The 24,517-nt window shown below is 56.6% G+C and carries 26 protein-coding genes and 1 pseudogene; 7 read left to right on the forward strand and 20 right to left on the reverse strand.

Annotation, left to right across the window (positions count from 1 at the left end):
- Positions 1 to 35: 35 nt before the first annotated feature.
- On the reverse strand, positions 36 to 1,520 hold the full coding sequence (locus tag ACWFTY_RS10635; protein WP_447524200.1) for a glycerol-3-phosphate dehydrogenase: 1,485 nt from the start codon (positions 1,518 to 1,520) through the stop codon (positions 36 to 38).
- 116 nt (positions 1,521 to 1,636) lie between these two features.
- On the opposite strand from ACWFTY_RS10635, the gene glpK reads away from it, so the two are divergent.
- On the forward strand, positions 1,637 to 3,109 hold the full coding sequence (glpK, locus tag ACWFTY_RS10640) for a glycerol kinase GlpK (protein ID WP_447524201.1): 1,473 nt from the start codon (positions 1,637 to 1,639) through the stop codon (positions 3,107 to 3,109).
- 71 nt (positions 3,110 to 3,180) lie between these two features.
- On the opposite strand, the gene ACWFTY_RS10645 is transcribed toward glpK, so the two are convergent.
- The 3 genes from ACWFTY_RS10645 to petA are packed head-to-tail and all read right to left on the reverse strand — an operon-like array spanning position 3,181 to position 5,901.
- Positions 3,181 to 4,035 carry a cytochrome c1 gene (locus ACWFTY_RS10645; protein WP_447524202.1) on the reverse strand — a complete coding sequence of 285 codons (855 nt, stop codon included), beginning with the start codon at positions 4,033 to 4,035 and terminating at the stop codon, positions 3,181 to 3,183.
- Positions 4,036 to 4,054: 19 nt separating this feature from the next.
- Entirely contained in the window at positions 4,055 to 5,323 is a 1,269-nt protein-coding gene (locus ACWFTY_RS10650; RefSeq protein ID WP_447524203.1) for a cytochrome b, read from the reverse strand.
- Positions 5,324 to 5,337: 14 nt separating this feature from the next.
- Positions 5,338 to 5,901: a ubiquinol-cytochrome c reductase iron-sulfur subunit gene (gene petA, locus ACWFTY_RS10655; RefSeq protein WP_447524204.1), complete on the reverse strand. Its 564-nt coding sequence runs from the start codon at positions 5,899 to 5,901 to the stop codon at positions 5,338 to 5,340.
- 176 nt (positions 5,902 to 6,077) lie between these two features.
- On the opposite strand from petA, the gene ACWFTY_RS10660 reads away from it, so the two are divergent.
- The 3 genes from ACWFTY_RS10660 to ACWFTY_RS10670 are packed head-to-tail and all read left to right on the forward strand — an operon-like array spanning position 6,078 to position 7,979.
- A complete protein-coding gene (locus ACWFTY_RS10660; protein ID WP_447526881.1) occupies positions 6,078 to 6,536 on the forward strand; it encodes a tRNA (cytidine(34)-2'-O)-methyltransferase in 459 nt (152 codons plus the stop codon).
- On the forward strand, positions 6,533 to 7,390 hold the full coding sequence (hemF, locus tag ACWFTY_RS10665; RefSeq protein WP_447524205.1) for an oxygen-dependent coproporphyrinogen oxidase: 858 nt from the start codon (positions 6,533 to 6,535) through the stop codon (positions 7,388 to 7,390). The genes ACWFTY_RS10660 and hemF overlap by 4 nt, the downstream gene beginning before the upstream one ends.
- Positions 7,391 to 7,400: 10 nt before the next feature.
- Positions 7,401 to 7,979 (forward strand): GNAT family N-acetyltransferase, encoded by a 579-nt coding sequence (locus ACWFTY_RS10670; RefSeq protein WP_447524206.1) that lies wholly within the window; start codon positions 7,401 to 7,403, stop codon positions 7,977 to 7,979.
- Positions 7,980 to 7,982: 3 nt separating this feature from the next.
- Here ACWFTY_RS10670 and ACWFTY_RS10675 read toward each other — a convergent pair whose 3' ends face one another.
- Entirely contained in the window at positions 7,983 to 8,723 is a 741-nt protein-coding gene (locus ACWFTY_RS10675) for a hypothetical protein (RefSeq protein ID WP_447524207.1), read from the reverse strand.
- Positions 8,724 to 8,795: 72 nt separating this feature from the next.
- Here ACWFTY_RS10675 and lipB point away from each other — a divergent pair, with 72 nt between their 5' ends.
- Both lipB and ACWFTY_RS10685 read left to right on the forward strand, forming a co-directional pair.
- A complete protein-coding gene (gene lipB, locus ACWFTY_RS10680) occupies positions 8,796 to 9,446 on the forward strand; it encodes a lipoyl(octanoyl) transferase LipB (protein WP_447524208.1) in 651 nt (216 codons plus the stop codon).
- Positions 9,447 to 9,496: 50 nt separating this feature from the next.
- Entirely contained in the window at positions 9,497 to 9,769 is a 273-nt protein-coding gene (locus tag ACWFTY_RS10685) for a hypothetical protein (protein ID WP_447524209.1), read from the forward strand.
- A 4-nt stretch (positions 9,770 to 9,773) separates the two neighbouring features.
- Here the strand turns inward: ACWFTY_RS10685 and queE are convergent, their stop codons facing one another.
- The 6 genes and pseudogenes from queE to ACWFTY_RS10715 all read right to left on the reverse strand — a co-directional run bounded on the left by queE (position 9,774) and on the right by ACWFTY_RS10715 (position 14,722).
- Positions 9,774 to 10,418: a 7-carboxy-7-deazaguanine synthase gene (gene queE, locus ACWFTY_RS10690; RefSeq protein WP_447524210.1), complete on the reverse strand. Its 645-nt coding sequence runs from the start codon at positions 10,416 to 10,418 to the stop codon at positions 9,774 to 9,776.
- Positions 10,415 to 11,113: pseudogene (queC, locus tag ACWFTY_RS10695) on the reverse strand (7-cyano-7-deazaguanine synthase QueC); the annotation flags it as partial. The gene queE and the pseudogene queC, both read right to left, overlap by 4 nt.
- 45 nt (positions 11,114 to 11,158) lie before the next feature.
- Positions 11,159 to 11,566, reverse strand: coding sequence for a DUF3617 domain-containing protein (locus tag ACWFTY_RS10700; RefSeq protein WP_447524211.1), 408 nt, complete (start codon positions 11,564 to 11,566; stop codon positions 11,159 to 11,161).
- A gap of 146 nt (positions 11,567 to 11,712) precedes the next feature.
- Entirely contained in the window at positions 11,713 to 12,615 is a 903-nt protein-coding gene (gene hslO / locus ACWFTY_RS10705; protein WP_447524212.1) for an Hsp33 family molecular chaperone HslO, read from the reverse strand.
- Positions 12,615 to 13,541: an ornithine carbamoyltransferase gene (argF, locus tag ACWFTY_RS10710; RefSeq protein WP_447524213.1), complete on the reverse strand. Its 927-nt coding sequence runs from the start codon at positions 13,539 to 13,541 to the stop codon at positions 12,615 to 12,617. The genes hslO and argF overlap by 1 nt, the downstream gene beginning before the upstream one ends.
- Positions 13,538 to 14,722, reverse strand: coding sequence for an acetylornithine transaminase (locus tag ACWFTY_RS10715; RefSeq protein ID WP_447524214.1), 1,185 nt, complete (start codon positions 14,720 to 14,722; stop codon positions 13,538 to 13,540). Before ACWFTY_RS10715 ends, argF begins: the two co-directional genes overlap by 4 nt.
- A gap of 272 nt (positions 14,723 to 14,994) precedes the next feature.
- On the opposite strand from ACWFTY_RS10715, the gene katG reads away from it, so the two are divergent.
- Positions 14,995 to 17,184, forward strand: coding sequence for a catalase/peroxidase HPI (gene katG / locus ACWFTY_RS10720; RefSeq protein WP_447524215.1), 2,190 nt, complete (start codon positions 14,995 to 14,997; stop codon positions 17,182 to 17,184).
- 80 nt (positions 17,185 to 17,264) lie between these two features.
- On the opposite strand, the gene ACWFTY_RS10725 is transcribed toward katG, so the two are convergent.
- From ACWFTY_RS10725 to glmU, 9 genes are all read right to left on the reverse strand, one after another.
- Positions 17,265 to 17,639, reverse strand: coding sequence for a GFA family protein (locus ACWFTY_RS10725; RefSeq protein ID WP_447524216.1), 375 nt, complete (start codon positions 17,637 to 17,639; stop codon positions 17,265 to 17,267).
- A complete protein-coding gene (locus ACWFTY_RS10730; RefSeq protein ID WP_447524217.1) occupies positions 17,636 to 18,187 on the reverse strand; it encodes a GDYXXLXY domain-containing protein in 552 nt (183 codons plus the stop codon). The genes ACWFTY_RS10725 and ACWFTY_RS10730 overlap by 4 nt, the downstream gene beginning before the upstream one ends.
- The gene (locus ACWFTY_RS10735; protein WP_447524218.1) at positions 18,184 to 19,353 is read right to left on the reverse strand and encodes a DUF2157 domain-containing protein; all 1,170 of its coding nucleotides are present in this window, start codon (positions 19,351 to 19,353) and stop codon (positions 18,184 to 18,186) included. Before ACWFTY_RS10735 ends, ACWFTY_RS10730 begins: the two co-directional genes overlap by 4 nt.
- A gap of 93 nt (positions 19,354 to 19,446) precedes the next feature.
- Complete coding sequence (locus tag ACWFTY_RS10740; protein WP_447524219.1) at positions 19,447 to 19,887, reverse strand: OsmC family protein; 441 nt, start codon at positions 19,885 to 19,887, stop codon at positions 19,447 to 19,449.
- A 2-nt stretch (positions 19,888 to 19,889) separates the two neighbouring features.
- A complete protein-coding gene (gene glmS / locus ACWFTY_RS10745; protein WP_447524220.1) occupies positions 19,890 to 21,713 on the reverse strand; it encodes a glutamine--fructose-6-phosphate transaminase (isomerizing) in 1,824 nt (607 codons plus the stop codon).
- 17 nt (positions 21,714 to 21,730) lie between these two features.
- Entirely contained in the window at positions 21,731 to 22,111 is a 381-nt protein-coding gene (locus ACWFTY_RS10750) for a PIN domain-containing protein (protein WP_447524221.1), read from the reverse strand.
- Positions 22,108 to 22,473: a ribbon-helix-helix domain-containing protein gene (locus ACWFTY_RS10755; RefSeq protein WP_447524222.1), complete on the reverse strand. Its 366-nt coding sequence runs from the start codon at positions 22,471 to 22,473 to the stop codon at positions 22,108 to 22,110. Before ACWFTY_RS10755 ends, ACWFTY_RS10750 begins: the two co-directional genes overlap by 4 nt.
- Before the next feature lie 33 nt (positions 22,474 to 22,506).
- Positions 22,507 to 23,163 (reverse strand): hypothetical protein, encoded by a 657-nt coding sequence (locus ACWFTY_RS10760; RefSeq protein ID WP_447524223.1) that lies wholly within the window; start codon positions 23,161 to 23,163, stop codon positions 22,507 to 22,509.
- On the reverse strand, positions 23,160 to 24,509 hold the full coding sequence (gene glmU / locus ACWFTY_RS10765; protein WP_447524224.1) for a bifunctional UDP-N-acetylglucosamine diphosphorylase/glucosamine-1-phosphate N-acetyltransferase GlmU: 1,350 nt from the start codon (positions 24,507 to 24,509) through the stop codon (positions 23,160 to 23,162). Before glmU ends, ACWFTY_RS10760 begins: the two co-directional genes overlap by 4 nt.
- Between the last annotated feature and the right edge of the window lie 8 nt (positions 24,510 to 24,517).

Raw genomic sequence — 24,517 nt, forward strand, 5'->3', positions numbered from 1 at the left:
TGGTCCGTCAATCAGGAAAGGGCGAGATTTGCCTTTCACTTGAGGTCCTGTTGATCAAACCATAGTTCCACAGCCTGTTGCTCGGGCTTGCTCATGTGCAATCCCAGTTTTGAGCGCCGCCAGAGGACATCCTCCGCGGTGGAGGCAAATTCCCGTTCGATTAGCCATTGCACTTCAATTTCGTAAAGGCCGGCACCAAAAGCCTGTCCCAGATCCGCGATTCTTTTGGCGTCAGCCAGAATGATGGCGGTATCGGTGCCATATGCCCGGACCAGCCGGTGCAGGACAGACCGGTCGATGAAATCCCATTGTTCTGCATATTCGTCGACGAGCGCGTCAAAACCGTCTGGCCGGAAATCGCCACCGGGCAGATGCGCTTCTTTGGTCCAGTCATCGCCGTCGACGTCCAGCGCGTCCGACAGTGTCCGGATCGCTTGCAGGGCGAGCACGCGATAGGTGGTAATCTTGCCGCCGAAGATAGAGAGGACCGGCGCGCCGTCATCCTTGTCATAGTCGAAGACAAAATCGCGGGTGACGGTAGCCGCGCTGCGGCTGTGGTCATCGAACAACGGCCGCACGCCCGAATAGGTCCACTGGATATCGTCGCGGGTGACCGGCTTGGCAAAATATTCGCTGGCGGCATCGCAAAGATAGGCGATTTCCCCGTCGCTGATCCTGGCGTCGCCTTCGGCATAGGTCCACGGCTCGTCGGTTGTACCGATTAACGTGTGATCGCCTTCATAAGGAATGGCGAAAATGATGCGGCCGTCCTTGTTCTGGAAAATATAGCTGTGATCGCCCTGATATTTGCGCTTCACAACAATATGGCTGCCCTTGACCAGACGCAGTTTCGCCGCGTGGTTGCTGCGATCATACAGGGCTGTAACCGGGTCGACCCAAGGGCCGGCGGCGTTCACCAGAACCCTGGCATGCTCGGTGGTGGTCTCGCCGTTCTGCCTGATTTGCAGGTCCCAGTGATCGGCCCCGCGATCCAGCCCGACGCATTCCGCACGGGTCCGGATCTCCGCACCGTGGTCTGCAGCATCACGGGCGGTGAGCGAAACAAGCCTGGCATCCTCGACCCAGCAATCGCTATAGGCGAATCCCTTTTTCAGGCGTTTCTGCAACGGGTCGCCGCGGCGGTCCTTGAGCAGATTGACGCTCCTGGTGCCGGGCAATATGTCGCGGCCACCGAGATTGTCGTAAAGAAACAGTCCGAGGCGTAGCAGCCAGGCAGGCCGCATGCCTTCGTCAACGGGCAGGACAAAGCGCATCGGCCAGATGATATGCGGGGCAGCGCGCAGCAGCACTTCGCGTTCTTTTAGCGCCTTGCGTACAAGGTTGAATTCATAATGCTCAAGATAGCGCAGACCGCCGTGGACCAGCTTGGTGCTGGCCGACGAGGTATGCGAGGCGAGATCGTCGCGCTCGACCAGCAGGACTTTCAGTCCCCTGCCCGCTGCGTCGCGCGCAATTCCGACGCCGTTTATACCGCCACCAATGATCGCCAAGTCGTACATTAGCCACTTAATAGAGAAAGTGGAGATTAGTGCAATGTTGCATCGCAACATAAACCACTTTAGCTTGCCTTTTGGATGCCAGCTTATAGCGTGCGAGGGCAATAAGGGAGCGGATCATGGCGGCACAGCATATATTGGTCATCGATGAAGGAACGACATCGACGCGGGCGATGCTGTTCGGCGTCGACGGCAAATTGCAAGGCTCGCAGCAGGAAGAATTGCGGCAATATTATCCGGCTCCCGGTCTGGTCGAGCATGATGCGGAAGAAATCTGGGACAAGACGTTGCGGTGCTGCCAGAAAATGATCGAGCAGGTCGGCGGCGCCGACAAGATTGCCGCCATAGGCATTGCCAATCAACGCGAGACCGTAGTGGCCTGGGACAAGCGCACCGGCGAGCCGCTTTGCAAGGCGATCGTATGGCAGGATCGCCGGACCGCGCGGAAATGCGACCGGATGAAAGCCGACGGCCTCGAGCCGATGGTACAGGCCAAAACCGGCTTGCTGCTTGACCCCTATTTCTCGGGTAGCAAGATCGGCTGGATGCTCGACAACTGTCCTGAAGTGCGCGCTGCGGGGGACAATCTGGCGTTCGGCACGATCGATTCCTATCTCATCTACCGGCTGACCGGTGGCGAGCATGTTACTGACGCCAGCAACGCCAGCAGAACCATGCTGCTGGCGCTGGATGGTGAAGACTGGGATGACGAGCTGCTTGCGCTCTTCGACATTCCGAGAGCGGCTCTGCCGAGCATCGTCGACTGCGCCGGCGATCTTGGCGCGACTGCTGCGGGGTTGTTTGGCAGCGCTATTGCGATTTGCGGTTCTGCGGGCGATCAACAGGCCGCGACCATCGGTCAAGCGTGCCTCGAGGTCGGCCAGACCAAGGCGACATTCGGAACCGGCGCTTTTATCCTGACCAACAGCGGCGAGACGCCGCCGCGCTCCGACAACCGCCTGTTGTCCACCATACTCTATCAATATGAGGGCAAGCGGATCTATGCGCTGGAAGGCGCCATTTTTGTCGCCGGAAGTCTGATCCAGTGGCTGCGTGACGATATCGGCTTGTTGAAATTTGCCGGAGAAAGCGAAGAGCTGGCGCGCTCGGTCAACGAGAATGGCGGGGTCTATCTGGTCCCTGCCCTGTCGGGCTTGGGCGCACCTCATTGGCGGGCAGACGCGACCGCGACGATATCCGGCCTCAGCTTCGCGTCGAAAAAGGCCCACATCGCCCGCGCTGCGCTGGAATCGACGGCCTATCAGTGTAATGACCTTAAGACCGCCTTTTCCGCCGATGGCGTTGACTGGCAGAATTTGCGGATCGATGGCGGCATGGTCGCCAATGACTGGATGGTGCAGGATCTCGCCGATATTCTCGATATCACCGTAGAACGACCGGAGTTTTTCGAGACCACGGCGCTCGGTGCAGCCATGCTCGCGGCGGTCGGGTGCGGCATCTATCCATCGCTCGAAGCGGCTTCGGTGATGATATCGGGGCTGGATGTGCACGAACCGTCTATCGATCCCGAGACCAGAGATTTGCGGCTGGCAGGGTGGAAGCGGGCGATCAATTCGGTCCTCGCAAGCTAGATTTCTGCCAGACATAAAAAAGCCCGCACGAAGCGGGCTTTTCTAATCATCTGCGGTGAAGGCAATCAGCCTCAGGCCGCTTTCTTTTTCTTTTCCGCTTTCACGTCCGCCCAGATTGTCCGGTAGGACAGATAGGCGAGGATCGTCGCGATCAGCAGGAAGGCGATAACCGCCCAGCCAGTTTGATGCCGCTCTTCGAGCTTGGGCTCTGCAGTCCAGATCAGGAAGGCGGAAACATCTTCTGCCATCTGTTCGATGCTGGCCTTGGTACCGTCCGAATAAGAGACCATGTCTTCAGCCGCCAGCGGTGGTGCCATCGCCAGGTTCAGGTTGGCGAAATAGGGATTATAATGCAGTCCCGGTCCCGGCTTGTTTGCATCGGGCAAGTTCGCAGGCGGGTTCTTATAGCCGGTCAGCAGCGAGTAGATATAAGGTGCCCCGCCTTCACGCGCCTTGGTGATCAGTGAAAGGTCTGGCGGGATCGCGTTATTGTTTGCAGCACCGGCAGCAACATTATTGGCGAACGGCTTGGGGAACTTGTCTGCAGGAAGCGGTGCGCGGGTGGACATCTCACCAGTTGCCGGATCGATATCCGGGGTCTGGATCGCCCAATTGGCTGCAATCGCCTTCACTTCGTCTTCGTTATAGCCGATTTCTTCCAGATTACGGAAAGCGACGAGACGGATCGAGTGACAGGCCGAGCAGACTTCCTTGAACACCTGGAAACCGCGTTGCAGCTGCTGGCGATCAAATTTGCCGAGCGGACCGTCCGAAGTGAAGGAAATGTCCTTCGCTTCCAGATGGAACTCATGCTCTGCAGTTTCCGCTGGCGGGTTCGTGATATATTCTTTTGCCCCCATTCCAAATGAGACCAAGAGCCAACCTGAAAAGAACAGGCCAATCAAGATTCCGAAAATTCTTACCATTACGACAGGTCCCTAATTCTTAGCTGGCAGTGTTGAGTGGCTTGCCGGTTACGGATTCCGTAATACTGTTCGGCAAAGGCTCAGGCTTTTCCATCCGCGACAACAGCGGCAATATGATCAGGAAATGCGCAAAATAATAGGCTGCGGCGACTTGGCTGATCATCACAAATGGTTCCGCTGCCGGCGCACCGCCACAATAACCCAGGACCAGGACATCGATTACGAGGATGCCGAAGAAGATCTTGAACTTGGGGCGGAAGCTGCCCGAACGTACCGGTGATTTGTCGAGCCATGGCAGGAAGAACCAGACCAGGATTGCCGAGAACATCGCCAGCACACCAAGCAGTTTCGCCGGAATGAAGAGGAAGTCGAATGTGAAGGCACGCAGTACCGCATACCAGGGCCAGAAATACCATTCCGGAACGATATGAGCCGGCGTGGAAAGCGGGTTGGCCGGGATATAATTATCGGCATGGCCAAGAGCGTTTGGCAGGAAGAACATCAGCGCGGTGAAGAAAATCAACGCCAGTCCGATCGTCCATCCGTCCTTCGCGGTATAATAAGGATGGAATGGAACCGTATCCTGTGGTCCCTTCACATCTACACCGGTCGGATTGTTAGAACCCGGAATGTGCAGCGCCCAGATATGCATGATGACAACGCCGACGATGACGAATGGCAGCAGATAGTGGAGCGAGAAAAAACGGTTCAAAGCGGCATTGTCCGGAGCGAAACCACCAAGCAGCAGTTCCTGGATCGGCTTGCCGACCAGCGGAATGGCTTCGAACAGGCCGGTAATCACCTTGGCACCCCAGAAGCTCATCTGCCCCCATGGCAGAACATAACCCATGAATGCGGTCGCCATAGCGAGCAAATAGATAACGACACCGAGCAACCACAGCATTTCGCGTGGCGCCTTGTAAGAGCCGTAGAAAAGACCGCGGCCGATATGAAGATAGATGGCAATGAAGAAGAAGCTTGCGCCGTTGGCGTGCGCATAGCGAATCATCCAGCCGCTGTTCACGTCGCGCATGATATGTTCGACGGAATCAAATGCGATTTCGGCATTGGCTGCATAATGCATGGCCAAGATGATGCCGGTAACGATCTGGATAACCAGAAACAGGCCGGCCATCGAACCGAAGTTCCACATATAGTTCAAATTGCGTGGCGCGGGATAGCCAGCACCAACGCTGTTGTAGACGAACCGTGGCAGCGGAAGCTGCTTGTCCATCCACTGACCGAAATCAGTTGTTGGTGTATATTGTTTTGCCCAAGGAAAGCTCATTTTTCTTCTGCCCCTTAGCCGATTTTCACGACAGTGTCTGATAGGAATTCATGTTCCGGTACTTCGAGATTTTTCGGAGCCGGACCTTTGCGAATGCGGGCGGCCGTATCATAATGCGATCCGTGGCACGGGCAGAAATAGCCGCCAAACTCACCTTTTACTTCGCCCTGCGCTGCACCCAGCGGCACGCAGCCGAGATGGGTACAAACACCCAGAGTGATCAGCCAGTTTTCCTTGCCGGCGGTTGTCCGCTCGGCGAGGGTCTGGGGATCGCGCAAACCGGCGACATCAACCGCATTGGCCTGGCCGATTTCCGCTTCCGTCAGGTTGCGAATGAAGATTGGCTGCTTGCGCCAGCTGGTCTTGATCGACTGACCGGTTTCGATCGCGGAAATATCAACCTCGATCGATGACAACGCGAGAACGTCGGCGCTCGGGTTCATCTGGTTGACCAACGGAAAAACCGTCGCCACCGCCCCGGCACCAGCGAAGCTCACTGCTGCTATATTGATAAAGTCCCGGCGGCGAACGCCGCCTTCTTCTGCGACTGCCGTATCAGCTGTTTCAACCGTTGCCATGCAAACAAGCCCTATAGAAAATTTATGACCCCAAGACCGCCTGAACGTCCCACACCGCTTAACAGCAGTTTGAACAGGCAGTGAATTGCGCGCCTGATAGCCGCGAAGGATAGGGTTTGCCAACAGGGAATTTTCGATTGACCAAACATTCACTTCCCGCGCAAGGTGCCCGAACCATGAGGATAGCATTATATCAACCCGAGATTGCGGGAAATTTAGGAACGATTTTAAGGACTTGCGCGTGTCTGAACGTCGCAGTCGATATCATAGAACCTTGCGGTTTTCCGTTTAGCGATCGAAGTTTGAAACGTGCCGGAATGGATTATTTCGAGCATGTCGAATATACACGCCATGCCGACTGGGATGCGTTCCGTGCGAGCGTTGATTCCCGGAAATCAAGGGTTATCCTGCTTTCCAGCAAGGCGGATGCGCCGCATTACGACTTCGCCTATCGCAAGGATGATATTTTGTTATTCGGATCGGAGGGATCAGGAGTTCCCCTGACTATACATGTGCAATGCGATGGTCGAATCACGATCCCGATGAGAGAGGGCATGCGTAGCTTGAATCTCGCGGTATCGGCTGGCATGGCTTTGGGTGAAGCACTTAGACAAACAGGACAATTTCCGGAATGACCTCAGGATTGGATGATCAGCAGCGCACAAGTCAGACGTGGTTCAAGGAACTGCGCGACCAGATTTGTGCGGAATTTGAAAAGATAGAAGCCGAAGCCGGCAGCGATGCCAAGTTCGACTATATCCCCTGGGATCGGCTAAATCCCGATGGCAGCCCGGGAGGCGGCGGCACCCAGGGCCTGATGAAGGGCAAGATATTCGAGAAGGTCGGCGTGAATATTTCGACGGTAGACGGCGTGTTCAGCGAAGAATTTCAGGCCCAGATCAACGGCGCGGAAGAGGATCCGCGATTCTTTGCCACCGGAATCAGTCTGGTTGCACATATGGCAAACCCCCATGTCCCGGCTGTGCACATGAACACCCGGTTCCTGTGCACGACCAAGCGCTGGTTCGGCGGCGGCGCCGATCTCAACCCCGCGATTGTCTATGACGAGGATACCGAGGAATTTCACGCGCGGTTCCGTTCCGCCTGTGCATCTCATAATCCGGAATATTATCCCCGATTCAAGAAATGGGCGGATGACTATTTCTATATTCCCCACCGCAAGGTGCACCGCGGCGTCGGCGGGATCTTCTACGACCATATCGAACTCGACAAGGAATCGGATTTTGATCGGCATTTTGCCTTCACCCAGGATGTCGGCCGGGCTTTTCTCGACATATTCCCGAAACTGGTGCGCAAGCGCATGGATATGAAATGGTCGGATGAGGAAAGACAGCAACTGCTGGAATGGCGCGGTCGCTATGCTGAATTCAATCTGGTCTACGACCGGGGCACGACTTTCGGGCTGAAGACCGGCGGCAATGTCGATGCGATATTGATGAGCCTGCCACCCGAAGCCAAATGGGTCTGAACAGCTGAATATGGCACCGCAGGACATTCCCAAGGGCCATGTTGCGACCATCATCACCCATCTCGAGATGCGTGCAAGACCTGCGCTGCCAGCAACCGAATCGAGCCTTATACTGGAAAGCTGGCCAAATCCGCCGGTGGCGGATTATTGTGCGCTGTTCCGCAAGGTTGGAGAACCCTGGCTGTGGACATCGCGGCTGTTAATGGATGCAGATGAACTCAAGCCGATTCTTGATGATCCTGCAGTCGAAATCTCGATCGTTCGCGACGATGAAGAGCCGGTCGGCTTTATCGAGCTGGATTTCCGCGTGCCCGGCCAGTGCGAGATCGCGTTTTTCGGGCTGGTTCCGGCGATGAACGGCAGGGGCCATGGCCGCTGGATGATGAATCAGGCGCTGGAATTGGCGTGGCGGGAAGATATCGAGCGGGTCTGGTTGCATACCTGCACCCAGGATTCGCCGCGGGCCCTGCCCTTTTACCAGCAATGCGGCTTTCGCATCTTCAGGCAGCAAATCGATATGATGGAAGATCCGCGCCTGACCGGCTATTTGCCAAAATCAGCCGCGCCGCATGTGCCGATATTCGAATAGCCTCTAGACCGCACCCGCCCGGCGACCGGTAAGTTCGATATAGATGGATACAATCACGGCATAGATTATCAGCTGAAAGATCGTCCCGACCAGCGAAGCGACAAGATTCAATATCAACATCCAGCCCTCGCCGCCGGTAGCAAGCCCGACCACGACGCCGGTCACCGCTTCCAGTACGTTGAGTGTAATCCCGCCGACGACCATGATGATCGCCAGAAACAGCAGGATCGAAAAGCCATTATCCCGGGTTATTGACCAGCTCTGCTTCAGCAACTCCACCGGACTGCGCTCCTGCTGATCGGCAAGGATCACCGGGATCAGAACGAACCGGCAGCTAAGATAGAGGCCGGGGAGGATGAACAGCAGAAGGCCGGGCAGAATGACCAGGCCGGAAAGCAGATTGGCGAGAAGATAGATCAGAAAGAATTTCAGCGCCGCGGCCAGGTTTTCGGCCACAGTATGGCTGCGCGACGGAACGAGCGCGAAATAGATCGCCAGTCCGCCGAAGCCCATCACAAGATTGGATGCCAGGATAGCAAGCGCATTTTCGTTGAAATAGAGGGAATAGGCGGCGACTAGCGCATTTGCATCTTCATCGCCGGTCAAAACAGGCGGAGCGACATATTGCGCGAACAACAGAGTCGGCAGAAAGAGAAAAACGCCGGCAATCGCAAGGATAGCCTCTTTATGCGCTAAGAGCAGGGCCATCGCACCATTCCAGCATTGCATATAGTCGAGCTTCATGTTTTCGTTCCCAAATCCATTTCTGTCTCGCCAGCCCTTGCCACCCGGTCAGCAAAAGTGCACGAAATTTCTATGAATGGTCCCAAAGACATCGAATGGCGCGTTGCGTCGGAAAAGATCGAATATCCGGAGGCGCTCGCCGAAATGGAACAGCGCAACGCCGCGGTTCAGGCAGGTGATGCGAAGGAACTGATCTGGCTGCTCGAGCATCCACCGCTTTATACCGCTGGCACCAGCTCTGATCCGGCGGAGCTGTTGAGCCAGGCCTTTCCCGTCTATGACACGGGTCGCGGGGGCCGCCATACCTATCATGGTCCGGGCCAGCGGGTGGGTTATGTGATTCTCAACCTGAAGAAACGCAATGCCGATGTCCGGGGCTATGTCCATGCGATGGAAGACTGGGTGATTGCCGCGCTGGCAGAATTTGGCGTCGCGGCCCGGGCCGTCGAAGGCCGCGTCGGTATCTGGTGCGATACACCTGACGGACAGGAAGCCAAGATCGGCGCAATCGGCATCCGGATCCGCAAATGGGTGACGATGCACGGCTTCTCGGTCAATGTTGATCCCGACCTCAGCCACTTCGGCGGCATCGTCCCTTGCGGCATCAGCGAATATCCAGTGACCAGCCTTGCCCAACTGGGTATCGCGATAAAGCTTCAGGAGTTTGACGAAGCGTTGCAGAAAACGGTTGGCGGTTTCCTCGAAGCGATTGATCAGGACTGATTGCAGGCTATGAAGCTGCGGTCACCCATCCACGACGAGAGGACAAGATTATGTATAAATTTGCCAGAATCGCCGCTGCCGCAGCAGTCGCACTGACCATCTCTGCCTGTTCGGGCAATGACGCGCCCGATTCCGGCGACGTTACAGAAACCCAGATGGACGATGTCGATGTTATCGACGGCACGATCAGCGACGAGATGGTCGATGTCGATACTATCAAGGAAGTCGACGCGACCGGCGAAGAGACCGGCGAATCGTCTGACAAGAAAGAAGAAAATGCATCGGCAGACGAAGGCGATTCGGCTGAAAAACCGGCCGAATAGGGTCTCAGGCCAGTCCGATAATCTTGTGAGTCTGTAACGACAGACGCCATTTCGGATGGGCCTGCACAAAGGCGATCGCCTGTTCGAGATGGCCCTGGCTTGCAGCGGGATCGGCAATTGCATCTTTCGGCTGTAGCAAAAGGTTGGCGAAATCCCAGCCTTCCATGCCTTGCCAATCGCTATCGTCCTGTGGCCAGACCAGTTTCAGTTCGTCGCCGGATCGCTGGACCGTCTCGCTCTGCGCTTTCGGGCTGATGCAGATCCAGTCAATGGTTCGCGGCACCGCCAGCGTCCCGTTCGATTCGATGGCGATGAAAAATCCTTCGGCGTGCAGCGCATCGATCAATTCATCGTCCACCTGCAGCATCGGTTCGCCGCCAGTCAGTACCACGAATCGCGATTCGCGGTCACCGTCCCATGTTTCGGCGACAGCGGTGGCTAGATCACCGGCTGTCCGGAACCGTCCGCCGCCCTCGCCGTCCATCCCGACAAAATCCGTGTCGCAAAACTGGCAGATTGCGGTGGCGCGGTCTTTTTCCAGCCCGGACCAGAGATTGCAGCCGGCGAAGCGGACGAACACCGCCCGGCGTCCGGCATGCACGCCTTCGCCCTGCAGGGTCAGAAATCTTTCTTTGACCGCATAGCTCATAGCGCTGCGTATCGCGTCGGGTCGACTATGCCAGCCTCTTCAAATCCCTTTTGCCGCAGGCGGCAGCTGTCGCAAAGCCCGCAGGGCAGATTGTCTTTGGTCGGATCGTAGCAGGACCAGCTCCAGGCCGGGTCCAGACCCAGCCGGATCGCTTCCCTGGCGATGTCCGCCTTGGTCATATGTTGCAGAGGCGTCTGTATATGAAAGCCGCTGCCCTGGTCACCGGCCTTGGTCGCCAGATCGGCCAGTCTCTCGAATCCTTGAATAAATTCGGGTCGGCAATCCGGATAACCGGAATAATCCAGCGCATTCACGCCAATAAAAATATCCCGCGCGTTTCGTGCTTCGGCGAGACCGAGAGTCAGCGACAGGAAAATCAGGTTACGCGCCGGCACATAAGTCACCGGAATATCATCGGTCACCCCCGATTTCGGTACATCGATATCGGCGGTGAGCGCCGATCCGCCAAAACGGCTCAGGTCGAGCGGCAGGACGATATGCTCGGCCACGCCGAGCTTCGACGCGATTTTCTGCGCGGATTGCAATTCGACCTTGTGCCGCTGGTTATAGTCGACGGTGAGCGCGATCAGCCGATAGCCCTGTTCGGCGGCAATCGCCGCCGACACCATCGAGTCGAGTCCGCCGGACAATAAGATGATTGCTGTTTTCGATTCGGAAGTCATGATGCGCCCCGCTAATGACCTTGCTCGCGCGGCGCAAGTTTTGCACGCAAAACTGGTTCAGCAACTGCCCGTACGGCGGCCTTCTACATTGACGGAAAACGGCGCGTTGTTGCGGATGCCCTGAGAGAAAATCTGCACCAGAGTGCTGGATTCCTGTTTGATTTCGGTAACGCCCTGGCCCGCATTGCCACATTTATAGCTGACCCGAAGCTTCTTCGGACCATTTTCGATGACATAACGCGTACAATTTGCGTTGCCATGCTGAATTTGCAGCAGCAATTCGGGGTTTCCCAGACACACTTTCTTGCCCGGCCCGCGCGAACCACGCTCTTTCAGTGTCCACTCGCCCTGCATCAACCCATCGAGCAAAGCCATGCCGGGGGTCTGTGCAGGAGCAGGAATCGCAAACCCCGACAGGACGGCGGCTGTTCCGCTGATGATTTTGATCAGTTTCAAGCCTTTCATACATATTCTCCTGTCATGTTCGTTCGCGTGAATGGTTTCTGCAAATGTAGTGATATTCCCGAAATACGGCGAATATTGTCGCTAATTGTGTCCATCGATAGGATTTTTTCGACAATCGCGCGTGATTGCCCTATTTTTGACGGCATTCAGTTGTTCAGGCTGGCGCCCGTAATCGTGAAAGTCTTGCTGCAAAATGCACAATCAATCGCGATATCACCCTGTTCGTCGACCATATCGTCCTTATCTTCCTTCGGGAAACGTGCGATTACGTCCCTGATATGCTCTTCATTACAGCGGCATCCCTTAACGCACGCTTTACCGCTCAAAACTCTCACTTCGTCGCTCTCGCTGAAAAGCCGCCACAATATGTCCTCGAGCGGTAGCATCCTGTCGGTCAATTCTGCAGCCCGCACGCTGCCGCCCATGATCGCTACATGTTCCCATTCCGGATGATCCAGCTTGGCGTGGAGCCGTTCGCGACCTTCCTCGCCTTCTGGCAAATGTTGCACCAGAAGCCCGCCGGCAGAAATATTGCCGGCAATCTCTTCAACGCCAACGCGGATCAGCGTCGGGATCTGCTCCGACTGGAAGAAATAATTCTGCACCGCTTCGGACAGGCTGCCCCCTTCCAGCGGTACGATCCCCTGATTGCGACCACGCGGTTCGGGCAGATCGAAGGTGATCGCGAGATAGCCTTTGCCAAATAGCGCCATCAGGCTCGGTCCTACAGGCTGGGCGGCGAGCCGTTCGCGGTCGAATTCGACATAACCGCGCAGGGCGCCATCCTTATAGTCACAGGCAAGCAGGCTGATTACACCAGCCTCGGTCTGGGCCTGCAAAGTCAGTTGCGAGCCTTCTTCCTTCAACAGCGCACCGAGCATCGCGGTCAGGCAAACGGCCTCAGCCAGAATATCGCGGATCACTGGCGGATAACTATGGGCCGACAGGATTTCGTCGAGCGCGGGGCCCAGACGAACCACTCGTCCCCGACAATTTTTCGCCGGGATCGCAAAGGATAATATGCTGTCTGTTAGAGCTAATTCCACCATCAGATCTGGCCGAAGCACCAGCGCAACACGGATTTTTGCGCGTGTATCCGGTTTTCCGCTTCGTCCCAGACAACCGATTGGGGGCCATCGATAACCGAAGGCATGACTTCCTCGCCGCGATGCGCCGGCAGACAATGCAGGAACAAGGCGTCCGGCTTGGCCTGTTCCATAATTACATCATTGACCTGATAGGGCATCATTGCGGCAAGCTTGGCCTCCGCATGTTCCTGCCCCATCGACACCCAGGTATCCGCCACGACTACATCCGCGCCTGCAACGGCTTCGTTCTCGTCTCGATGGATAGTGATGTTCGCGCCTGCAGCCCGAGCATCTTTGATGAACTCTGGGTCCGATTCATAGCCTTCGGGGCAGCCGATCCGGACATTGAATTTCATCAGCCCGGCGGCTTCGACGATGCTGTTGAGCACATTATTACCATCACCCAGCCAGGCTATTTCAAGGCCCGGCAATGATTTCCCATGTTCCACCAGAGTCAGCAGATCGGCGACAATCTGGCAGGGATGCGACAGATCGGTCAGGCCATTGATCACCGGCACGCTGGCATTGGCTGCCATTTGCTCGATTTTCGCATGGTCGTCGGTGCGTATCATGATCGCGTCGCACATGCGGGACAGGACCTTGGCCGTGTCATCGACTGTTTCGCCACGCCCGAGTTGCATAGAGCCGCTGTCCATGACGATGCTGGAGCCGCCAAGCTGGCGGATTGCAACGTCGAATGATACGCGCGTTCGCGTGCTGCTCTTTTCAAAAATCATCGCCAGCACATGATCGGCCAGCGGTTTGTCGGCATCCGGCTTTCCCTTGGGCCAGCCAGCGCGCGCCGTTTTCCGGTCGATCGCATCGGTGATCATCGCTGCAATGGCGTCTCCGCCCGCATCGGCGAGATTGAGAAAATGCCGGCTCATGATTCAGGTGCCTGATAATCAGCCGCACCGGCCGAGAGTTTTTCAATGAAGGTCGCGATATGATTGTCATCGATATTCAGCGGCGGCAATATCCGCAGGGTGTTGTCTCCGGCTGCCACGGTCAGCAGACCATGATTATCACGGAGATGGGCAACGAAGCTGCGCGCCTCCTGCTTCATCATCATGCCGAGCATCAGACCCTTGCCCCGGACACCGATGAACAGATCGGGATAATTGCCGATAAACTGCTCGATCGCGGCGCGCAGTTTCTCGCCGGTCGTCCGGACGTTTTCGAGAAACTCGTCATTGGCAACCACATCCCAGACCGCATTGCCGGCGGCCATAGCGAGTGGATTACCGCCATAGGTAGAGCCGTGAGTGCCAGGCACCATGCCGCGTGCGGCGTCTTCTGTCGCCAGGCAAGCGCCCAGCGGAAAACCGCCGCCAATACCCTTGGCGCTCGCGACGATGTCAGGCTTGATGCCGTAGAGTTCGTAAGCATAAAGCGCGCCGGTGCGCGCGACGCCGCATTGCACCTCGTCCAGGGCTAGCAAGATGCCGTGCTTGTCAGCTAGGTCGCGCAGGCCCTTCATGAATTCGTCAGAGGCAGGGCGCACACCGCCCTCGCCCTGGATCGGTTCAACCAGAAACGCAGCGGTCTTGTCCGTGATCGCCGCTTCAGCCGCTGCCAGATCGTCGAAGTCGACATATTTGAATCCGGCGAGCAGTGGCGAGAAACCGTGGTGCATTTTTTCCTGATTGGAAGCCGAAATTGTTGCCATTGTCCGGCCATGGAAGGCGTTTTTGAAAGTGATGATCTCGAACCGGTCGCTGCCAGCCGACTGATGATAGGCGCGCGCGGTCTTGATCGCGCATTCCACCGCTTCCGCGCCGCTATTGGTAAAAAATACCGTATCGGCGAATGTCGTGTCGACGATGCGCTGGGCGAATTTCTCGCCCTGCGGGCTACCGTAGAGATTCGAGACATGCATCAGGGTTGCGGCCTGATCCTGGATCGCCTTGGTCAGGTGCGGATGGCCGTGGCCGAGCAGATTGACCGCTATGCCGCTGGCGAAGTCCAGCGCCCGGGAACCGTCTTCGGAAATAAGCCAGGCCCCCTCGCCTCGCACAGGACGAAAACCACACCGGGGATATACGGGCATGAGCGGGGTAATCGTCATCTTACTTTCCTTCCAACAATTGGACGCAAACCGAAAAAGAAAAGGCGACCCGGTTGGCCGCCTCTCGAAACAGGCGGCCCTTATATGCCGCTTCGTGAAGCCGGTCAATCGTGGTAGAATGCGGTGACCGCCATTGCGCTAACGATCGACCTGAGTGACTATTCTGATCACAGAGACAGGGATAATTTGTTTAGCCGGTCCATCGCCACATCGTAGGCAAAGGCATCGGTGACTGGCGACGGACACGCAGCACCAGCAAAGGAGACGTTCAAATGGATATGAAAACAATCGGTTCCCCAGAAGGTTGCCCGATGGGCTTTGACGGCGGCGTACGCGCCCTGCTTGGCCGGCAGAACCGCGACTGGTGGCCCAACCAGCTCCAGCTCGAAATATTGACCCAGGGCGGCATGTCGTCCGACCCGATGGGCCCCGATTTCAACTATGCCGAAGCCTTCAAGTCGCTCGATTTTGAAGCGCTGAAGAAAGACCTCACGGCATTGATGACCGACAGCCAGCCCTGGTGGCCTGCCGATTACGGTCATTATGGCCCGTTCTTCATCCGCATGGCCTGGCACGCGGCCGGTACCTATCGCACCGCTGATGGACGCGGCGGTGCCGGTGAAGGCCAGCAACGCTTCGCCCCGCTCAACAGCTGGCCCGATAATGCCAATCTCGACAAGGCGCGCCGGCTACTCTGGCCGATCAAACAGAAATATGGCGAGAAGATCAGCTGGGCCGACCTGCTCGTGCTGACCGGCAATGTCGCCATCGAATCCATGGGTGGTCCGGTCTTCGGTTTCGGTGGCGGTCGAACCGACACCTATGAACCGCAGCGGGACATCTATTGGGGCACCGAGGAAAAATGGGTCAACACCGGTGCCGAAACCCGGATTGCAGAGGACAAGGTTCTCGAAAATCCGCTGGCGGCGATCCAGATGGGCCTGATCTACGTCAATCCGGAAGGCCCGGGCGGAAATCCCGATCCGGCGCTGTCCGCCCGCGACATTCGTGAAACCTTCGACCGTATGGCGATGAACGACGAGGAAACCGTCGCGCTGACCGCTGGCGGCCACACGTTCGGCAAGTGCCATGGTGCGGGCGATGCCGCCCTGCTCGGTGCCGAACCGGAGGGCGAGGATATTGCCGCACAAGGTTTTGGCTGGAACAGCAAATATGAGAGCGGTGTCGGCGGACATGCCATCACTTCCGGTCTGGAAGGCGCGTGGACGCCGACCCCGATCCAGTGGACGATGAACTATTTCCACATGCTGCTCGATTATGAATATGAGCTGGTGCACAGCCCGGCCGGTGCCCAGCAATGGCAGCCGATCGACCAGAGGCCGGAAGATATGGCACCGGCTGCGGACGATCCGACCAAAAAGGTGCCGACGATGATGACCACCGCCGACATGGCGATGAAGGTCGATCCCGCCTATCACAAGATTTCGGAGCATTTTCGCGACAATCCGGACGCCTTTGCCGACGCCTTTGCCCGCGCATGGTTCAAGCTGACCCACCGCGACATGGGGCCGAAGATCCGCTACCTCGGTTCGGAAGTGCCAGCAGAAGACCTGATCTGGCAGGATCCTGTTCCCGCCGGTCATGTTCCGACCGACAGCGAAGTTGCCGACATGAAAGCGGCAATCCTCGGCAGCGGGCTCACCGTTTCCGAGCTGGTGAAAGGTGCCTGGGCTTCGGCCGCAACCTACCGCGCTTCAGATCACCGGGGCGGTGCCAATGGCGCGCGCGTTCGTCTCGCACCGCAAAAAGACTGGGCGGTCAATGATCCGGCGGAATTGGCGAAAGTCCTGTCCAAGCTCGAAGAGATCAAGGGCGACAGCCCGATCTCTATGGCCGACATGATCGTGCTCGGCGGCACGGCAGCGGTCGAGAAGGCCGCGAAAGATGCCGGATTCGCCATCGACGTGCCGTTCACCGGCGGTCGCGGCGACACCACCGACGAACTGACCGATGCGGACAGCTTTGATCCACTCGAACCCAAGGCGGATGCTTTCCGCAACTATCTGTCGACCAAACATTCGGTGCCGACCGAGGAACTGATGCTCGACCGCGCGGCGCTGATGCAGCTTAGTCCGCCGGAAATGACAGTATTGGTCGGAGGATTGCGCGTCCTTGGCGCCAATGCCGGCAATATCGAGGATGGCGTGTTGACCGGCCGGGTCGGCCAGCTGACGAATGATTTTTTTGTCAATTTGCTCGATATGAAGACAGCCTGGAAGGTCGTCGACACGAGCAGCGACGAGCAGTTCATCGGCAGCGATCGTGAAAGCGGCGAGCAATTGTGGACAGCGACGCGGACCGATCTCGTCTTCGGTTCCAATTCGCAACTGCGGGCGATCGCCGAAGTCTATGCCGAAAGCGGCCATGAACGGAAGTTCGTCAGCGACTTTGTTGCCGCATGGACCAAGGTCATGAACGCCGATCGATTTGATCTGGCCTGATTTTCAGCTAGCATCTGCAGAAACGGCTCGTGGGATTGTCCCGCGGGCCGTTTTTTAATCAGAGCAATTTGGCTCGCCTTCTATGCCAAACCGGCTTTCGACGATTCCCAATTCTGTCCGTCAAATTTGATGATCTTCGGCTGCAGATCATGGCCGGCGTCGAGGCAGTTATAATTTACGCTCCAGCTATCCGGATGGGATCTGGGTTGATAAAAACTTTTGACGCCGCAAATTTTGCAGAACAGATGCTCTGCCTGCCCGCTGCCAAATCTGTAGCTGGTAAGATCCACGTCGCCTTTCAGCAGGGTAAAATCCTGATGTGGCGCGAACATGTGCAGAAAGCCGGTCCGCGCGCAGATCGAGCAATTGCAGTCGAGCATTTCCGGCGCTTTTTCCACTTTCGCTTCAAAGCGGACGGCTCCGCAATGGCAACCGCCGGATATACTGGCCTTCACTGCACATTCTCCTGTTCACTATCGTCCTCGGGCCGCGGCTGAAAGCTCAGCGAAAGCGGAGTGATAAAACCGCTATTGTTTATGCGAATGCGCACGATGCCCTGCAATCGTGGATTGGCGAGCTTCCTGTCATAGTCACGCCCTTCTTCCTGAGGGACGTAAATGCGGTCGCGGATCAGCCCATCATTGCCTTCTTCGCTCCACGGATTTGCCTTTGCCGTGGCATCACAGCTGCTTTCCATCTGTTCGCTGAAACCGGAGATATCGAGCACTTCCACGCTGTCGATATCTGGCGCAGTGCCCCGGATGCACAGGCTTTTTCGCGAGGCGGACCATATCGGAATATCTTCCTGCCCGACGGCGGGCCAGTCGTACCGAAACTGTACATAATGTCCTCGCAGCAAATCGCGCGGGTCATAGCCGGCAATCGGCACATCCCATTCCGTTCCCTGTCGCGATTCCCGATCCGTCATCAACCAGATCAGGCCCAGTCCGACCAGCGGCAACAGCAGCGCAAGCGGCAGGAAGAGTTGACGATAGCGGTTCATTGATCGTCCCCTTCGTCATCCTGCTCGCCAGCGGAAATTTTGGTGGGAGCGAGAACCCTGGAAACACGATAGGCCAGCACGGCAATGGCGATGGTAATCAAACCCGCGATTATCAGGCCCAATCCACTGCTGAAAAGATCATAGGCCAGCTGGAAACTCAAGACGATCAGGCGCAGCGCGATGATCGCGACAACCACCTGAAACACGTTTCGCCATCCGGAATATATCGCACTCCAGCCAACTGCGGCCCAAAATGCCATGAACAATATCGCGTTGCCCAATGGTTCGCTGGATTGCGCGATACTGCTGACAAAGCTGATGATTGCCGCAGCGATCAAAATTCCGCCGATGCTGGCACCGGTGGCGATACGATTGAAGCTATAGATCAGCAGCGCTGCCACGCTCCAGAGCACAAGCTGGATAGCGGCTATATCGCTGACATAGTCTTCCGAACCCAGAAAGCCGCCTGCACTCACACTGTCTGCCATCAACTTGAGATTAACAGCTGCGACAAATGCGGCCAGCGCAAATTGCCCGATCTGCTTCCAGAAAGCCTGTCTCGCACTGATTTTGCGCATGAATACCGCAAAGACCAGAGCGAAAACCGGCATACTGGTGATCATTGCCAAATAGAATGATTGCGGTGCATCGGTCTGTTGAAAATACCAGCCCAGATAGGTGAGCGCTGTGCCGAGAAGCCCGACCATCCAGAGCATGGAAATCAGCCAGCCGCGGCCGGTCAGCAGCAGAAGCGGCGAGAAGAGCAAAAGCCAGATCACCAGCGGTTGCCACAAGGGCGAACTGGTTTGGTAGACTTGGCCAAGATGGCCGAAAAAGGTCAAACCCAGAACCGCAAGGACGAACAGCAATACGTCCTTCAAATAGAGGCCGAGAAAGCCCTTGCGTGGCTGAAGGAGATAGACTGCCGCGCAAAGGCCGGCGATCAGAAGTCCGTGAACCGCAAGCCGGACCATTCCGGGGATGTCATCCCAATTGGCTGCTACCAGCGAGATGATGCCCAGGCCGATGGCCAGAGCGCCCAGTCCGATCAGCGACCAGAGCCCCAGAGGCCGTGACCGATCGGCTTCATATTCCCGGATACGCTGCGCAGATTCCGCATCGATCAGGCCCGCATCCAGCCAAATATTGATTTTTCTGTCAGACAATCACCGGTCTCCGCTTCATAAAAACAGCTATGCGACACAGGCAGGGTTGGCAAGTTCAGCGCTCGCCAGCCGCTTATCTTTTCTGCTGTCGGATCAGTCCCGCACTTCGGTGGTGTGAATGTCGATGCGGTTTTCCAATGTCCTGTGCACCGGACATTTCTCCGCGATTTCCAGCAATTTCCGGCGTTCTTCGTCGGTCAGGTCGCCTTGCAGGACGATCGACCGGTCAATCACATCGATACGGTTGTCGTCATTATTGCAGCTCAAGCAGTCGTCGACATGTTCGCGGCTGTGCTCGAGCACGATATGCACGGCTTCAAGCGCAATGCCCTTGCGGTCGGCATACATTTTCATCGTCATTGACGTGCAACTGCCCAGCGCCGCGAGCAGCAGGTCATAAGGTGACGGACCGCTGTCGGTGCCGCCGAATGATTCGGGTTCATCGGCAAGGAAGACATGTTTTCCGACCGTAACCGTCTGCTGGAACTTGCCGCTTGCGGTCTCGACGGAGACGAGGGAGGGATTTGATGCCATGACTATTCTACCGTTACTGATTTCGCGAGATTGCGAGGCTGGTCGACATCGGTCCCTTTGGCGACTGCTACATGATAAGCAAGCAATTGCACCGGCACAGCATAGACCAGTGGCGCGATCAGCGGATGGACTTTCGGCATTTCGATCGTCGCCATGCAGCCATCTCCGGCTTCGGCTATGCCTTCTGCGTCGGAGATCAGTACGACTTTTCCGCCTCTCGCCATCACTTCCTGCATATTCGATACTGTTTTCTCGAACAAAGGCCCCGATGGTGCGAGCACGATGACCGGTACAGCTTCGTCGATCAGCGCAATCGGACCATGTTTCATCTCGCCAGAGGCATAGCCTTCGGCATGGATATAGCTGATTTCCTTGAGCTTGAGCGCGCCTTCCAGGGCCAGTGGATATTCAGGGCCGCGACCGAGATAGAGCACGTCCCGCGCCGGTGCGATCAGGTGCGCTATGCCTGCAATATCTTCATCATGGTCTAGAGCGGCGTTTAAAGCTGCGGGAGCCTCGGTCAGATGTTTCACGACATCGCGTTCCTCGTCGCGGGTCATTCTACCCTTCACCACAGCCAGATGCGCTGCGAGCGCCGCCAGGACGGCTAGCTGACAGGAGAAGGCCTTGGTCGAGGCAACGCCGATTTCCGGGCCGGCATGGGTAGGTAGCAGCAGATCGGCTTCGCGGGCCATGCTGCTGGTCGGGACGTTGACGACTACCGCGATCTTCTGACCGTTTTCTTTCGAATGGCGCAATGCCGCCAGCGTATCGGCAGTCTCGCCCGATTGGGAGATAAACAGCGCGAGACCGCCGGCCTCGAGCACCGGATCCCGATAGCGGAATTCGGAGGCGAAATCCAGATCGACGGGCACGCGGGCGAAGGTCTCAAACCAGTATTTCGCCACCATACCCGCATAATAGCTGGTCCCGCAGGCGACGATGGTAACCCGCTTGATATCGCGCAGATCGAAATCCATTTGTGGCAGCGCCACTTGCTGCTCCAGCGGACGGATATAGCTTTGCAGGGTTTGGGCGACCACCGTGGGTTGCTCGAAAATCTCTTTCTGCATGAAATGGCGGTAATTGCCCTTTTCAATGGCTGCAGCCGAGACACCGGATGTCGTAATTTCGCGCTCTACGGCGTTGTTGTCCTTGTCATAAATGGCGGCACCTTCACGGGTGATGACGACCCAGTCGCCTTCTTCGAGATAGGCAATTTTCTGGGTCAGGGGAGCCAGCGCCAGCGCATCGGACCCCAGGTAAGTTTCGCCGTCGCCATAGCCGACCACCAGGGGTGAACCCAGACGCGCGCCGATCAGCAAATCGGGTTGCGAGCGGAAAGCAATCGCCAGCGCGAATGCACCCCTAAGCAGAGGTAGAACAGTTTTGACCGCCTCTTCCGGTGATTTCCCCGCTTCGACCTGTTCGCTGACCAGATGCGCAACCACCTCGGTATCGGTCTCGCTCTCGAACGACCGTCCACGCGCGCTCAGTTCCTCGCGCAGGCTTTTGAAATTCTCGATAATGCCATTGTGCACCAGCGCCACTTCGTCGGTCGCATGAGGATGGGCATTGCTTGTCGTAGGCGCGCCGTGCGTCGCCCAGCGGGTGTGCGCGATACCGATATTGCCAGCGGCATCATCGGTTTTGAGGACGTTTACAAGATTGCCCAGTTTGCCCTCGGCGCGGCGACGGATCAGCTGGCCATTATGCACGGTACAGATACCGGCGCTGTCATAGCCGCGATATTCCATCCGTTTCAGACCATCCACCAAACGATCCGAGACAGGCTGGTTGCCTACAATTCCAATAATTCCGCACATGGTTTTCGGGCTTTCTACTAAAGTGTATAGGGTACGCGGATTCCCGGCATATTTGCAGGAAAATCCTTTATATTACGAGTTACCAGAACACGACCGCGTGTCATCGCGGTCGCGAGGATGATGGCGTCGGGCGATTTTAGCCGGGGTCGCTGGCGGCGCAACGCGGCAGCGCGTTCAGAAATTTCCTCGTCAATCTCGTCAATTCCGAAACCGGACAGAAGAATTGATGCCCGGCGCAGCTGCTCCTCGGTGCCTTTTGACAATACTTCTATCCAGACCATGCGGCTGACCCAGGGGCGTGAGCCGCCTTCGGTCGCACGCCTGATTTCCGCGCGGGCCTGTTCATAGCCCGCAAACGCATCGATAATGATATTGGAATCGAAGGTGAAGCCGCTCACTGGGAGGAAGGCTTTTTCGGCGCGGGATATTGTCCGGCCAGCATGTTGATATAGATTTGCCGTTGCCGGTCATCTTCTTCATCGAAGAGATCTGGGAATTCAGCCTTCACCGCTTCATAATCATCGTCCCATGGTCGCGTCCAGCTTGCCCGCTCGCGCCGTTGCCAATCGACAGAATCGCCGACGTCCGTGCGATCTTTCCACGCACCAAAACCAATATCGAGCCAATCTTTCGGCGCTTCGGAACGATAGGCGCTTACCGCCTCGCGCAGCAACTGCGCCCGCGACTTGCCCAGCTCCGCCGCTTGCGCGTCCAGCCATTTAACATCGTCTTCGGGAAGGTCAGCGAGGATTCGGGTCATGATGAAATAATGATATCATATCATGATATCATGTCAATAAACTACTTTTTCTGTTTCAGCGTTAATGTAAACCTTGTTAGCTGAATTCATTCCGCCGCAATAAGTAAAATATACTGGTTCGTTGCGATACTGAGTCACAGATTTTACCCACCCACCCATTTGGTTAAAGTCGTCGGCAGTGCAACGGCCATCCGCAATCAATTGCGAAGCCAGACTCACAAACGACTTCCGATATTTTAAAAAGTCATCTGACTGTGCGACTAAACTATCATCAGCATTTGCTGTAAGCGCTGGATCAGCGGGACGCTCAGTAGACAAATTGTCCAGCTTCACCCATTCAGCAAATTTTCCATCGATTATCCCATTTTCTTGGGAACATTCTTGTCGACCTTCGTCAATGTATTTGCTAACTCCGGCGGTGCAGGATGCATTGTACGCTTCAGTAATCCGTGCCCATCCATCCTCTTTTTCTAGGACTTTTGCTGATTCCCGAAAGAACAAACGCCCTACAACACCACAGTTATCGGAAGGACATGTTCGGCGATCCAGCCGCTCAGAAGTGACCCACATTTGCTCTTCAATCGGCGATGATGCTAAATTATCTTCATCAGTGCTTTGATCAGATTCAGAACAGCCAAAAATCATTAGTAACAATGCTAAGCTGTTAAATGTTCTATAATTTAGCTTCATTTCCCTGCCTTCTTCTTCAGCATAGCGCTACGAAATTTCGTAGCCCAGCCCGCCTTCGCCGTCTGCTCCGCACGAACCAAGGCCAGATCGCCGGCCGCCACATCCTTGGTAACCGTCGCCCCTGCCCCGACAATCGCCCCGTCACCAATGGTCACCGGCGCCACCAGCGCGCTGTTCGAGCCGATGAACGCGCCTTTGCCTATGATCGTCTTATATTTGAAATAGCCGTCATAATTGCAGGTGATCGTACCCGCGCCGATATTGGCGCCCTCGCCCACTTCGGCATCACCGAGATAGGTCAGGTGGTTGGCCTTGGCACCCTTGCCCAGTGTCGCTTTCTTCATTTCGACAAAATTGCCGACTTTAGAACCTTCTTCCATCACCGCGCCGGGGCGCAGGCGGGCGAAGGGACCAACATTTGTGTTGGGTCCGATGGTCGCGCCTTCGATATGACTATGGCCGTATATTTTGGCGCCGGATGCGACGGAAACGCCGGGGCCGAAAATCACATTCGGTTCGATCACGACATCGGCAGCAATTTCCGTATCATGGGAGAACCAGACGGTATCCGGCGCAATGAGGCTGACGCCATCGGCCATCGCTTTTTCGCGACGACGGGCCTGCCACTCGCCTTCGACCGCGGCCAGTTCGGCGCGGCTGTTCACACCAGCGACCTCGGCTGGATCATCGACTTCGATGACCGCGCTTTTCTGTCCCGGCAGCATGACGATGTCCGGAAGATAATATTCACCCGCTGCATTGTCGTTGCTGATCTGGTCGAGCAAAATGAATAGATCGGTCGAGCGCGCCGCCATCAGGCCGCTGTTGCACAGGTTTACCGAGCGCTCGGCGTCACTGGCGTCCTTAAACTCGACCATCTTCTCGATTTCGCCCTGATCATCGGCAATGATCCGGCCGTAAGCGCCTGCATCATCCGGACGGAAGCCCAAGACCACCGCGCGTGGCTTGGAACCATTGTTCAGACGGAAAATCATGTCGCGCATGGTGTCGGCGCTGACCATCGGGACATCACCATATAGGATCAGCACATCTCCGGCGAAGCCCTTGAGCGCGTCATGCGCCTGCGCCACCGCATGGCCGGTGCCGAGCTGGTCTTCCTGCACCGCAATCGCGACATTGCGGCCCTCGACGCTTGCCTCTATCTGTTCACGGCGCGCACCAACGACGATGACAGTGCGCTCGACGCCGATAGAATCAACTGTATCGAGCAGATGGTGGAGCATCGGCTTGCCGGCAATCGGGTGCAGCACCTTGTGCTTTCCCGACTTCATCCTGGTGCCTTGTCCGGCGGCCAATATGATTGCGGCTAGCGGGCGATCTGACATCGAAATTC

This window comes from Parasphingorhabdus sp. NYA22 (assembly GCF_976973735.1).

Coding starts and splice junctions, on each gene's coding strand:
- ACWFTY_RS10675 (WP_447524207.1), bottom strand. CDS start 8,723: ATGAAGCTCGACTATATGCAATGCTGGAATGGTGCGATGGCCCTGCTC.
- lipB (WP_447524208.1), top strand. CDS start 8,796: ATGAATGGTCCCAAAGACATCGAATGGCGCGTTGCGTCGGAAAAGATC.
- ACWFTY_RS10730 (WP_447524217.1), bottom strand. CDS start 18,187: ATGAACCGCTATCGTCAACTCTTCCTGCCGCTTGCGCTGCTGTTGCCG.
- ACWFTY_RS10670 (WP_447524206.1), top strand. CDS start 7,401: ATGGCACCGCAGGACATTCCCAAGGGCCATGTTGCGACCATCATCACC.
- hemF (WP_447524205.1), top strand. CDS start 6,533: ATGACCTCAGGATTGGATGATCAGCAGCGCACAAGTCAGACGTGGTTC.
- ACWFTY_RS10660 (WP_447526881.1), top strand. CDS start 6,078: ATGAGGATAGCATTATATCAACCCGAGATTGCGGGAAATTTAGGAACG.
- ACWFTY_RS10700 (WP_447524211.1), bottom strand. CDS start 11,566: ATGAAAGGCTTGAAACTGATCAAAATCATCAGCGGAACAGCCGCCGTC.
- ACWFTY_RS10645 (WP_447524202.1), bottom strand. CDS start 4,035: ATGGTAAGAATTTTCGGAATCTTGATTGGCCTGTTCTTTTCAGGTTGG.
- ACWFTY_RS10760 (WP_447524223.1), bottom strand. CDS start 23,163: ATGAAGCTAAATTATAGAACATTTAACAGCTTAGCATTGTTACTAATG.
- ACWFTY_RS10635 (WP_447524200.1), bottom strand. CDS start 1,520: ATGTACGACTTGGCGATCATTGGTGGCGGTATAAACGGCGTCGGAATT.
- ACWFTY_RS10650 (WP_447524203.1), bottom strand. CDS start 5,323: ATGAGCTTTCCTTGGGCAAAACAATATACACCAACAACTGATTTCGGT.
- ACWFTY_RS10740 (WP_447524219.1), bottom strand. CDS start 19,887: ATGGCATCAAATCCCTCCCTCGTCTCCGTCGAGACCGCAAGCGGCAAG.
- katG (WP_447524215.1), top strand. CDS start 14,995: ATGGATATGAAAACAATCGGTTCCCCAGAAGGTTGCCCGATGGGCTTT.
- queE (WP_447524210.1), bottom strand. CDS start 10,418: ATGAGCTATGCGGTCAAAGAAAGATTTCTGACCCTGCAGGGCGAAGGC.
- ACWFTY_RS10685 (WP_447524209.1), top strand. CDS start 9,497: ATGTATAAATTTGCCAGAATCGCCGCTGCCGCAGCAGTCGCACTGACC.
- ACWFTY_RS10755 (WP_447524222.1), bottom strand. CDS start 22,473: ATGACCCGAATCCTCGCTGACCTTCCCGAAGACGATGTTAAATGGCTG.
- argF (WP_447524213.1), bottom strand. CDS start 13,541: ATGAGCCGGCATTTTCTCAATCTCGCCGATGCGGGCGGAGACGCCATT.
- glmU (WP_447524224.1), bottom strand. CDS start 24,509: ATGTCAGATCGCCCGCTAGCCGCAATCATATTGGCCGCCGGACAAGGC.
- hslO (WP_447524212.1), bottom strand. CDS start 12,615: ATGGTGGAATTAGCTCTAACAGACAGCATATTATCCTTTGCGATCCCG.
- ACWFTY_RS10715 (WP_447524214.1), bottom strand. CDS start 14,722: ATGACGATTACCCCGCTCATGCCCGTATATCCCCGGTGTGGTTTTCGT.
- glpK (WP_447524201.1), top strand. CDS start 1,637: ATGGCGGCACAGCATATATTGGTCATCGATGAAGGAACGACATCGACG.
- glmS (WP_447524220.1), bottom strand. CDS start 21,713: ATGTGCGGAATTATTGGAATTGTAGGCAACCAGCCTGTCTCGGATCGT.
- petA (WP_447524204.1), bottom strand. CDS start 5,901: ATGGCAACGGTTGAAACAGCTGATACGGCAGTCGCAGAAGAAGGCGGC.